The 10107-nt window shown below is 50.5% G+C and carries 13 protein-coding genes and 4 pseudogenes; 10 read left to right on the top strand and 7 right to left on the bottom strand.

The features are described from left to right. On the bottom strand, positions 1-56 hold a 56-nt coding region (locus ACJHYW_RS24670), incomplete at its 3' end, for an IS1 family transposase (RefSeq protein WP_097491765.1). 55 nt (positions 57-111) lie between these two features. Here ACJHYW_RS24670 and ACJHYW_RS24665 point away from each other — a divergent pair. The 5 genes and pseudogenes from ACJHYW_RS24665 to repA form a co-directional block, all read left to right on the top strand. Then, positions 112-339, top strand: a pseudogene (locus ACJHYW_RS24665) (hypothetical protein); the annotation flags it as partial. Positions 340-525: 186 nt separating this feature from the next. Next, positions 526-732, top strand: coding sequence for a Hok/Gef family protein (locus ACJHYW_RS24660; RefSeq protein ID WP_015387399.1), 207 nt, complete (start codon positions 526-528; stop codon positions 730-732). Between the two features lie 283 nt (positions 733-1015). Further along, entirely contained in the window at positions 1016-1273 is a 258-nt protein-coding gene (locus ACJHYW_RS24655; protein ID WP_000083833.1) for a replication regulatory protein RepA, read from the top strand. 235 nt (positions 1274-1508) lie between these two features. Continuing rightward, a complete protein-coding gene (gene tap / locus ACJHYW_RS24650; RefSeq protein WP_032336874.1) occupies positions 1509-1583 on the top strand; it encodes a RepA leader peptide Tap in 75 nt (24 codons plus the stop codon). Next, positions 1576-2022: pseudogene (repA, locus tag ACJHYW_RS24645) on the top strand (plasmid replication initiator RepA); the annotation flags it as partial. The gene tap and the pseudogene repA, both read left to right, overlap by 8 nt. On the opposite strand, the pseudogene ACJHYW_RS24640 reads toward repA, so the two are convergent. Then, positions 2022-2612: pseudogene (locus tag ACJHYW_RS24640) on the bottom strand (VENN motif pre-toxin domain-containing protein); the annotation flags it as partial. The pseudogenes repA and ACJHYW_RS24640 overlap by 1 nt on opposite strands. 730 nt (positions 2613-3342) lie before the next feature. Here ACJHYW_RS24640 and arcA point away from each other — a divergent pair. From arcA to ACJHYW_RS24615, 5 genes are all read left to right on the top strand, one after another. After that, a complete protein-coding gene (gene arcA / locus ACJHYW_RS24635; protein ID WP_000410951.1) occupies positions 3343-4563 on the top strand; it encodes an arginine deiminase in 1221 nt (406 codons plus the stop codon). 10 nt (positions 4564-4573) lie between these two features. Then, on the top strand, positions 4574-5485 hold the full coding sequence (gene arcC / locus ACJHYW_RS24630; protein ID WP_000440183.1) for a carbamate kinase: 912 nt from the start codon (positions 4574-4576) through the stop codon (positions 5483-5485). Between the two features lie 84 nt (positions 5486-5569). Further along, a complete protein-coding gene (argF, locus tag ACJHYW_RS24625) occupies positions 5570-6574 on the top strand; it encodes an ornithine carbamoyltransferase (protein ID WP_000154545.1) in 1005 nt (334 codons plus the stop codon). Positions 6575-6621: 47 nt separating this feature from the next. Then, positions 6622-8025: a YfcC family protein gene (locus tag ACJHYW_RS24620; protein ID WP_000514417.1), complete on the top strand. Its 1404-nt coding sequence runs from the start codon at positions 6622-6624 to the stop codon at positions 8023-8025. Between the two features lie 80 nt (positions 8026-8105). Beyond that, positions 8106-8585, top strand: a complete 480-nt coding sequence (locus ACJHYW_RS24615; protein ID WP_001496175.1) for an arginine repressor — start codon at positions 8106-8108, stop codon at positions 8583-8585. 63 nt (positions 8586-8648) lie between these two features. On the opposite strand, the pseudogene ACJHYW_RS24610 reads toward ACJHYW_RS24615, so the two are convergent. The 5 genes and pseudogenes from ACJHYW_RS24610 to ACJHYW_RS24590 form a co-directional block, all read right to left on the bottom strand. Further along, positions 8649-8996: pseudogene (locus ACJHYW_RS24610) on the bottom strand (transposase); the annotation flags it as partial. Then, complete coding sequence (locus tag ACJHYW_RS24605; RefSeq protein ID WP_000080227.1) at positions 8942-9163, bottom strand: hypothetical protein; 222 nt, start codon at positions 9161-9163, stop codon at positions 8942-8944. The gene ACJHYW_RS24605 and the pseudogene ACJHYW_RS24610, both read right to left, overlap by 55 nt. A gap of 30 nt (positions 9164-9193) precedes the next feature. Further along, complete coding sequence (gene tnpB, locus ACJHYW_RS24600; RefSeq protein ID WP_000624725.1) at positions 9194-9544, bottom strand: IS66 family insertion sequence element accessory protein TnpB; 351 nt, start codon at positions 9542-9544, stop codon at positions 9194-9196. After that, a complete protein-coding gene (locus ACJHYW_RS24595; RefSeq protein ID WP_059330006.1) occupies positions 9541-9903 on the bottom strand; it encodes a transposase in 363 nt (120 codons plus the stop codon). Before ACJHYW_RS24595 ends, tnpB begins: the two co-directional genes overlap by 4 nt. A 108-nt stretch (positions 9904-10011) precedes the next feature. Then, the coding region (locus ACJHYW_RS24590; protein ID WP_000851394.1) for an IS1 family transposase at positions 10012-10107 on the bottom strand (96 nt) is incomplete at its 5' end.

Raw genomic sequence — 10107 nt, 5'->3', positions numbered from 1 at the left:
CGCACCACCCCGTCAGTAGCTGAACAGGAGGGACAGCTGATAGAAACAGAAGCCACTGGAGCACCTCAAAAACACCATCATACACTAAATCAGTAAGTTGGCAGCATCACCGGGTGGCCTGATTTAGGTGGTGGATCAGCAGTATCACAGTTTGCAATGATGGCCAGAAAATTTGGTAAACAACTTATTGTCGCTGTAAGTGAAAAGGATGCCATCAAATTAAAAGACAATTTTGATATTATTGGGATGTTGTCATATGGTAAAGAAAATTTTATTGCCATGAGTCATACGAAAAGCGAGTTAACTGGAGGGAAACGTCGGTACCGGATTAAAAATTGATATAAATAAAAAGCATACTTATTGGCTGGAGTTTCGGTAGTAAAAAGCGGGAAATGAAGGTAATAGTCAGCAACAGGGAATGTGGTATTATCGCGGCGGGTGTCTGAGCCTTTCTGGTTCAGGCAAGACGCAGGTACCAGAAATGCGAAGACCCCACTCGTTAATCCATTAACTCGTGAGGTCTGCATGAAGTACCTTAACACTACTGATTGTAGCCTCTTCCTTGCAGGGAGGTCAAAGTTTATGACGAAATATGCCCTTATCGGGTTGCTCGCCGTGTGCGCCACGGTGTTGTGTTTTTCACTGATATTCAGGGAACGGTTATGTGAACTGAATATTCACAGGGGAAATACAGTGGTGCAGGTAACTCTGGCCTACGAAGCACGGAAGTAAGCTGCCGGGCGGGGACGGAAGTCCCCGCTTTCCGGAAGTGTGAGGTATTTCAGGGGCAGACACCCGACATGCCAGAAACAGCCGGTCCCGCCCGGGGCCGGCATCCTGGTTAAGGCATTTCCTGCTTTTCAGTCATTTCATTATCAAAATCACATTAAACGGTTGTAATCAGACATGATTTGTGCGCCAACACCGATCATCGTCACAACTTTCAAGTCGCTGATTTCAAAAAACTGTAGTATCCTCTGCGAAACGATCTCTGTTTGATTATTGAGGAGGCGAGATGTCGCAGACAGAAAATGCAGTGACTTCCTCATCGGGAAAAAAACGACCTTACAGAAGGGGTAATCCTGTTCCTGCGAGAGAACGACAAAAAGCGTCTCTTGCAAGAAGGAGTGCCACTCATAAAGCGTTTCATGCCGTCATTCAGCTTCGACTGAAAGAAAAGTTAAGTGAGCTTGCTGATGAAGACGGGATCACTCAGGCACAGATGCTTGAGTGGCTGATAGAGTCAGAGGTTAAGCGCAGAAAATCTTTGTGAGTATTTGCGTTTCTTGCTGTTTCAGTGATGAGATGTTAGATTGCTGATCGTTTTAAGGAATTTTGTGGCTGGCCACGCCGTAAGGTGGCAGGGAACTGGTTCTGATGTGGATTTACAGGAGCCAGAAAAGCAAAAACCCCGATAATCTTCACCAGGTTTGGCGACTAAGAGAAGATTACCGGGGCCCACTTAAACCGTATAGCCAACAATTCAGCTATGCGGGGAGTATAGTTATATGCCCGGAAAAGTTCAAGACTTCTTTCTGTGCTCACTCCTTCTGCGCATTGTAAGCGTAGGATGGTGTGACTGATCTTCAACAAACGTATTACCGCCAGGTAAAGAACCCGAATCCGGTGTTTACACCCCGTGAAGGTGCAGGAACGCTGAAGTTCTGCGAAAAACTGATGGAAAAGGCGGTGGGCTTCACCTCCCGTTTTGATTGCGCTATTCATGTGGCGCATGCCCGTTCGAAGGGACTGCGTCGGCGCATGCCACCGGTGCTGCGTCGACGGGCTATTGATGCGCTGCTGCAGGGGCTGTGTTTCCACTATGACCCGCTGGCCAACCGTGTCCAGTGCTCCATCACCACGCTGGCCATTGAGTGCGGGCTGGCGACGGAGTCTGCTGCCGGAACACTCTCCATCACCCGTGCCACCCGTGCCCTGACGTTCCTGTCAGAGCTGGGGCTGATTAGCTACCAGACGGAATATGACCCGCTTATTGGCTGCAACATTCCGACCGATATCTCGTTATAAGGGCCATCTTCGTACCCTTCTTTCGACGCAATAGCTTTCAGTCTTGCGCTGGCACACGCTGAACTACCCGCATTACCATTACTACAGGCAGCAATAACCTCCTTATCACTGAATATCTTTTTCAAGCAATGCATCATATTTCTGCTGTGCCTTTTCACGCTCTGCCGGATCTTTACTGTTTTTAATCGTCTGTTTTGCTATCTCAAGTTCTGTCTTTTCAGACACGCTCAGGTAGTTATTCTCAACAGCATTCTTCCCGCTCTGTGTGCTCCCACTGCAGCTGATGCGGTGCTGTTTCCGGTTAGACCGCCGGTCAGCCCTGCTGACACGGTTGCCAGCGTACTTATCGTCTGCTTCTGCTCTTCACTGAGGTCAGACAGCTTCACTCCCGGATACAGCATTCCGATCGCTCTGGCTGCCAGCTCTCCTGTTGCTGCGCCTGCTGCACCAGCAGCAACATTATTACTCTGCATTGCTGCTACTGCACCGCCCAGAATGGCGTGAGCAATGGCCTTTACTGCCGGGTCTTTTTCTGTTGATTTCAGCAGGTATGCCAGTTCCGGAGCCGAAGCTCCCGCCAGTACTGCACCAACGTCACCACCTGCCAGCTATGGCTGGAGATGGTGGATGTTACCGATAATCAAGAAGCCTTAGATATAAGGCAATGTTTTATCTTTCTTTCATACGAAAACCAGTGCTGCCATACTAGCCCTTTTCCTGTGACATCTAAGCGAGCTCATGTTTATCGGGAAGGGTGTTAAATCATTGTTAATCATACACAGGTAATTATGCAGCGGTTATGCATAACTTCATTTCGAGCGTGTGATAACGCCAACACAACCACCAGAATTATAAAATAAAATCACAAAACCTGAGAACATATCACATTTTATCACATTAATAATTTTTCTTTATGATTTCATAACTATTTACAGCCTTTTATTAAGCCAAAAAAAGTTAAATTGCAATTATTTCATAATTATTCACGCTACAGTTTTTTTACTTTTAAAATCATATAAATATATAATCACCTTAAAACAGCAAACTCCACAAAATAATAACAAATAGAGATATTTCCACCCAAATAATGACTATCTATTCATGAGCTGACATTATGAAATTAATCATTATTTAATGCAAGTAACACAAATTAAAACAAATACCTTAATATCCATTATTGTGTGAATCTCATCACAATAATGTTTATTTTACCGCCTAGTATGAACCACGAAATCAATTGAAGTTAGCCGCCATGAAATTAAATACACAACATGGCGCATACCTTTTTATTCTAAAAAAATTAAAGGAATAATTATGGAAAAACATTACGTCGGTTCTGAAATTGGTCAATTGCGTAGTGTTATGCTGCACCGCCCAAATTTAAGTCTGAAACGTTTGACACCATCGAATTGTCAGGAACTGCTTTTCGATGATGTACTCTCGGTTGAACGGGCAGGTGAAGAGCATGACATCTTCGCAAATACGCTGCGCGATCAGGGGGTGGAAGTCCTGCTGTTAACAGACCTCCTGACACAAACCCTTGATATTAAAGAAGCGAAAACTTGGTTACTGGAGACGCAAATTTCTGACTACCGCCTCGGACCTACCTTTGCGGGCGATGTGCGCAGCTGGCTGGCGGACATGCCGCACCGTGAACTGGCGCGAAGATTAAGCGGCGGATTAACTTACGGTGAAATTCCGGCTGCCATTAACAATATGGTGGTGGATACCCACACGTCTAATGACTTTATTATGAAGCCGCTACCGAATCATTTATTTACCCGCGATACCTCCTGCTGGATTTATAACGGTGTTTCTATTAACCCGATGGCCAAACCAGCCCGTCAACGTGAAACCAATAACCTCCGGGCAATATATCGCTGGCACCCGGCATTTGCCGACGGCGATTTTATTAAGTATTTCGGCGACGAAAATATTTATTACGACCACGCCACTTTGGAAGGTGGCGACGTATTAGTGATTGGTCGTGGGGCGGTATTGATCGGCATGTCTGAACGCACAACACCGCAGGGCGTGGAGTTCCTCGCCAACAGCCTGTTCAAACATCGTCAGGCCGAGCGAGTGATCGCCGTTGAGCTGCCAAAACACCGCTCCTGTATGCACCTTGACACCGTCATGACCCACATCGACGTTGACACTTTCTCCGTTTACCCGGAAGTGGTGCGCAAAGACGCCCAGTGCTGGACGCTCACTTCGAACGGACGCGATGGCCTACAACGGACCCAGGAAACCGACCTGTTGCACGCCATCGAGAAAGCACTCGGTATTGACCAGGTACGCTTGATCACCACCGGCGGCGACGCCTTTGAAGCCGAACGTGAGCAGTGGAACGACGCCAATAACGTTCTGACCATCCGCCCCGGTGTGGTGATTGGTTACGAGCGCAACGTCTGGACTAACGAGAAATACGACAAAGCCGGCATCACCGTGCTGCCCATCCCGGGGGACGAATTGGGACGAGGCCGCGGCGGCGCACGCTGCATGAGCTGTCCGCTTGAACGCGACGGAATTTAAAGGAGCCATCATGGAACGAAAACCCACTTTGGTTGTGGCGTTGGGCGGCAACGCATTATTGAAGCGCGGCGAACCACTGGAAGCAGAAATCCAGCGCCAGAACATTGAGTTGGCCGCCCGTACCATCGCCGGGCTCACGGTGAATTGGCGCGTGGTGTTGGTTCACGGCAACGGTCCACAGATCGGGCTGCTGGCGCTGCAGAACAGCGCCTACGACAAAGTGACCCCTTATCCACTGGACGTTCTTGGCGCCGAAAGCCAGGGGATGATCGGCTACATGCTCCAGCAGGCGCTGAAAAACAGCCTGCCACAGCGTGAGGTGAGCGTCCTGCTTACTCAGGTGGAAGTGGACGCTACTGACCCGGCGTTCAGCAACCCGACCAAATATATCGGACCGGTGTACAACGAAGACCAGGCAAAAACACTGGCAGCAGAAAAAGGTTGGGGGTTTAAGGCCGACGGCAGCTACTTCCGTCGCGTGGTGCCATCTCCACAGCCGAAACGCATTGTCGAGAGCGATGCTATTACGGCACTGATCCAGCGCGACCATCTTGTTATCTGCAACGGCGGCGGTGGTGTACCAGTTGTGGAAAAGGCTAACGGCTATCGCGGAATTGAGGCGGTGATCGACAAAGACCTCTCTGCTGCCCTGCTGGCATACCAGATAGGGGCCGACGCACTACTGATTCTCACTGATGCCGACGCGGTTTACCTCGATTGGGGCAAACCGACCCAGCGTCCGCTAGCGCAGGTGACGCCAGAACTGCTCAGAGGCATGCAGTTTGACACCGGATCGATGGGGCCGAAAGTGGCCGCCTGCTGCAAGTTTGTTGAAGCTTGCAACGGTATTGCCGGGATCGGCGCTCTGGTCGACGGGGCTGAGATTTTGGCGGGCAATAAAGGCACATTGATTCGTAACTGAATCCCCCTTCACCTAACCCTCTCCTCAAAGGGGAGATGGCAGAGTGAGGGCATCAGACAGTTAAAATTTAAAAAGGATTTCCTAATGACCATCAATTTGAAAAAACGCAACTTCCTTAAACTGCTGGACTACACCCCGGCAGAGATCCAGTACCTGATCGATCTCGCGATCAAACTGAAAGCGGCCAAAAAAGCCGGACGAGAAAAACAGACCTTGGTTGGCAAAAACATTGCCCTGATTTTTGAAAAAACCTCCACCCGTACCCGCTGTGCTTTCGAAGTGGCTGCGTTCGACCAAGGGGCGCAGGTGACCTACCTCGGCCCAGGCGGATCGCAAATCGGCCATAAAGAGTCAATGAAAGACACCGCCCGTGTGCTGGGCCGTATGTATGACGGCATCGAATACCGTGGTTACGGTCAGGCCATCGTTGAGGAGTTGGGCAAATACGCGGGCGTACCGGTGTGGAACGGTCTGACCGACGAATTTCACCCAACCCAAATCCTCGCAGATTTGATGACCATGCTGGAACATTCCCCGGGCAAAAAACTGTCGGAACTGAGCTTTGCCTACCTTGGCGACGCACGCAACAACATGGGTAACTCCCTGATGGTGGGGGCTGCCAAAATGGGGATGGATATCCGTCTTGTAGCCCCAAAATCCTTCTGGCCGGATGTGGTGCTTGTTGAACAGTGCCGTTCCATCGCGGAAGAGACGGGCGCACGTATCACCCTGACCGATGACGTGGAAGAAGGCGTGTGGGGAACGGATTTCCTCTACACCGATGTTTGGGTCTCAATGGGTGAACCGAAAGAGGCGTGGACCGAACGCGTCAGCCTGATGAAGCCTTATCAAATCAACGCTGACGTGATGAACGCCACCGGCAACCCGAACGTCAAGTTCATGCACTGCCTGCCAGCCTTCCACAATGAGCACACCAAAGTGGGCCGAGAAATTGAGATGGCATACGGCCTGAAGGGACTGGAGGTGACGGAAGAGGTCTTCGAATCCCCTAACTCTATCGTCTTTGATGAAGCAGAAAACCGCATGCATACCATTAAAGCGGTCATGGTGGCGACACTCGGCGACTAATCACCACCCGGTGCGTCGTAGGGGGCACCGGGTCTCAGGAGAACATCATGGGTAAGTTCAAATTTCCCTCCGCATATACCATTCTCTTTTTTCTGATTGCCATCGTTGCCGTCCTGACGTGGATCATTCCAGCCGGGCAGTATCACATGGCAATGAACGAAGCTCTCGGCAAGGAGGTTCCTGTTGCCGGCACCTATGCACACGTAGAGGCCAATCCGCAGGGACTGATTTCAGTGCTGATGGCCCCAATTGCCGGGTTGTATGATCCAGACTCCGGTCAGGCTAGGGCGATAGACGTTGCGCTGTTTATTCTGATCATCGGAGGATTCCTCGGGATCGTCACCAAAACCGGGGCCATTGACGCCGGAATCGAGCGCGTCACCACCCGACTACGTGGTCGCGAAGAGTGGATGATCCCGATCCTTATGGCGCTGTTTGCTGCTGGCGGTACAATTTACGGCATGGCCGAAGAATCCCTGCCGTTTTATACCCTGCTGGTGCCGGTGATGTTGGCAGCACGCTTCGACCCTGTGGTAGCCGCCTCCACCGTGCTGCTCGGCGCCGGGATCGGCACGCTCGGCTCCACCATTAACCCTTTCGCGACGGTGATCGCCGCCAATGCAGCCGGGATCCCCTTCACCAACGGTATCACCTTGCGTGTGGTGGTGCTTGTCATCGGCTGGATAATCTGCGTGACATGGGTGATGCGCTATGCCCGGAAAGTTCGCAAGGAGCCGTCTCTCTCCATTATTGCGGATAAACAAGAGGAGAACCTCGCCCACTTCCTCGGCAATAAAAGCGAACAGGCTCTGGAGTTCACCCCGGTACGCAAAATTATTCTGGTGATTTTCGCCCTTACCTTCGCGGTCATGATCTACGGCGTGGCGGTGCTGGGTTGGTGGATGGCGGAGATCTCAACGGTATTTCTGGCCAGCGCAATTATCATCGGTCTGATCGCCCGCATGAGCGAAGAGGAACTGACCTCTACCTTTATCAACGGCGCGCGAGATTTGCTGGGCGTTGCACTGATTATCGGTATCGCGCGCGGTATCGTAGTGATCATGGATAAAGGTATGATTACCCATACTATTTTGCACTACGCCGAGGGAATGGTTACTGGATTATCGACAGTAGCATTCATCAACGTGATGTATTGGCTGGAAGTGGTGCTGTCGTTTCTTGTGCCTTCTTCGTCCGGTCTGGCCGTTCTGACGATGCCGATCATGGCACCTCTTGCCGACTTCGCTAACGTCAACCGCGACCTGGTAGTTACGGCTTACCAGTCTGCGTCCGGTATCGTTAACCTGATCACTCCCACCTCTGCCGTTGTGATGGGCGGACTGGCTATCGCCCACGTGCCTTACGTGCGATATCTGAAATGGGTTGCGCCGCTGCTTGGGATATTAACAGTGGTAATTATGGTGGCATTAAGTCTGGGGGCATTGTTGTAATTTGCCGGATGGCGCTGCCCCTATCCGGTCTACGGAATGGTGTGGTGTCACCGGTTATTTCGAGAACTGAATATAGGATTATGATGGATTACGAAGATTTCTCTCCCAAAGAGCAACTACAGCTAACGGTCTGCCAACGTCTGATTGCAGAAAAGAGCTATTTTTCCCAAGAGGAGCTTCGCCGCGACTTACAGGAGCGTGGTTTTGAGACAATCAGCCAGTCCACCGTTTCTCGTCTGCTCAATTTGTTAGGTGTCATAAAAATTCGAAATGCCAAAGGGCTAAAAGTCTATTCGCTGAATCCACAGTTGCGTCCGGCTCCTGATGCCGCGCGCACTGTGTCCGAAATGGTGGTGAGCGTTGAGCACAATAGAGAATTTATCCTTATCCATACCGTTGCTGGATATGGCCGCGCAGTGGCACGTGTCCTTGATTATCACCAGTTACCAGAAATTTTAGGCGTGGTGGCCGGAAGCAGTATCGTCTGGGTCGCTCCTCGGATGGTGAAGCGTGTCGCTCTGGTGCATAAGCAAATTAATTATTTACTAAGAACGTATTAATATTCACAAATGCCCGCTTGTATTGACTAATACGTAAGCGTCAACGGAGCACCGTATTGACGCTTATTTATTGGTGAGAACTACGTTCCATGGCAGGAGTTCGTCAACACGGTTGGAGGGCCATTCCGGCAGTACGCTCAGAATATGGCGCAGATACGCTTCCGGATCGATACCGTTCAGACGGCAGGTGCCGATCAGCCCGTACAGCAGTGCACCACACTCGCCGCCGTGATCGCTACCGAAGAACACGTAATTTTTCTTTCCGAGACAGAATGCACGAAGCGCTCTTTCCGCTGTGTTATTGTCCGCCTCCGCCAGACCGTCATCACTGTAATAACAGAGGGCGTCCCACTGATTCAGTACATAGCTGAACGCTTCGCCCAGCCTGGATTTTTTCGACAGCGTGCCTGAGCCCGCAGATATTCTATTTCCCGTTCATCTTCTTCGATCTTTTCTTCGGCACGTGCCAGTGCAGAGCGCAGGAAGGCCTCCGTCTCTTCAACCAGACTCAGTTGCTGGTCTTTCTGACGGAGCTGGCTTTCCAGTTCTGCAATGCGAATGAGGTATTTCTGACTCATGGCCGTTTTTATAATGCGGCCAGGCGTTTTTTACAACATTGTCAGGGCGTTAAGGCGGGATGTTTTTGGCTGACGCCAGTCCAGCTTATCGAGGAGCATTGCCAGTTGCGAGCGGGTAATGGATACCTTGCCGTCACGTACCACAGGCCAGATAAACTGGCCTTCCTCCAGGCGTTTGGTGAACAGGCACAGACCATCAGCATCAGCCCAAAGAATTTTAACGGTGTCACCCCGTCGGCCACGGAAGATAAACAGGTGACCGGAGAAGGGATTATCATTCAGCACATGTTGTACCTGTTCTCCCAGTCCGTTGAAGGATTTACGCATATCGGTAACGCCGGCAACGAGCCAGATACGGGTACCTGATGGGAGTGAGATCATCTTCCCCTCCCGGTCAGTTCACGAATCAATACAGTGAGCAGCTCTGGTGAAGGATTTTCCAGCGTCATGTTACCGTGACGGAACTCCACCTTGCAGGAGCTGGCACTGACAGTAGTCTGAGTGGATAAGGACGGAGTAAGAGCAGCCATCGGTTCTTTCGGCTCATCAGGCGTTATCTCTACAGGTAATAATTCAACGCCTGCGTCAGAAGTGGTTGTCACCGGAATACGCCGTGATATACGCCCTTCGTTTTGCCAGAGTCTGAGCCATTTGAAAATAACATTATCATTGACGCCATTTTCTCGTGCAATCTGGGCCACACAAGCACCGGGTTGTGATGCCAGTTCAACCATACGAATTTTGAATTCATTCGAATACTTTTTACGAGGTTCTTTTCGTCAGTCCTGTAATTCCATACTTAGATGTCCGTCTGTGTCAGATGGGCGTCTAAGGGTAATGACTCCAACTTATTGATAGTGTTTTATGTTCAGATAATGCCCGATGACTTTGTCATGCAGCTCCACCGATTTTGAAAACGACAGCGACTTCCGTCCCAGCCGTGC

The organism is Escherichia sp. WS3063 (genome assembly GCF_046486595.1).
Lineage (GTDB): Bacteria > Pseudomonadota > Gammaproteobacteria > Enterobacterales > Enterobacteriaceae > Escherichia > Escherichia coli.
Note: the sequence above shows the minus strand (reverse complement) of the source record. Positions and strands in the feature narration are given on the sequence as shown.

Bases quoted from the DNA above. Each gene is read 5' to 3' on its own strand.
- ACJHYW_RS24660 (WP_015387399.1), top strand. From the start codon at position 526: ATGAAGTACCTTAACACTACTGATTGTAGCCTCTTCCTTGCAGGGAGG.
- ACJHYW_RS24655 (WP_000083833.1), top strand. From the start codon at position 1,016: ATGTCGCAGACAGAAAATGCAGTGACTTCCTCATCGGGAAAAAAACGA.
- arcA (WP_000410951.1), top strand. From the start codon at position 3,343: ATGGAAAAACATTACGTCGGTTCTGAAATTGGTCAATTGCGTAGTGTT.
- arcC (WP_000440183.1), top strand. From the start codon at position 4,574: ATGGAACGAAAACCCACTTTGGTTGTGGCGTTGGGCGGCAACGCATTA.
- argF (WP_000154545.1), top strand. From the start codon at position 5,570: ATGACCATCAATTTGAAAAAACGCAACTTCCTTAAACTGCTGGACTAC.
- ACJHYW_RS24620 (WP_000514417.1), top strand. From the start codon at position 6,622: ATGGGTAAGTTCAAATTTCCCTCCGCATATACCATTCTCTTTTTTCTG.
- ACJHYW_RS24615 (WP_001496175.1), top strand. From the start codon at position 8,106: ATGATGGATTACGAAGATTTCTCTCCCAAAGAGCAACTACAGCTAACG.
- ACJHYW_RS24605 (WP_000080227.1), bottom strand. From the start codon at position 9,163: ATGAGTCAGAAATACCTCATTCGCATTGCAGAACTGGAAAGCCAGCTC.
- tnpB (WP_000624725.1), bottom strand. From the start codon at position 9,544: ATGATCTCACTCCCATCAGGTACCCGTATCTGGCTCGTTGCCGGCGTT.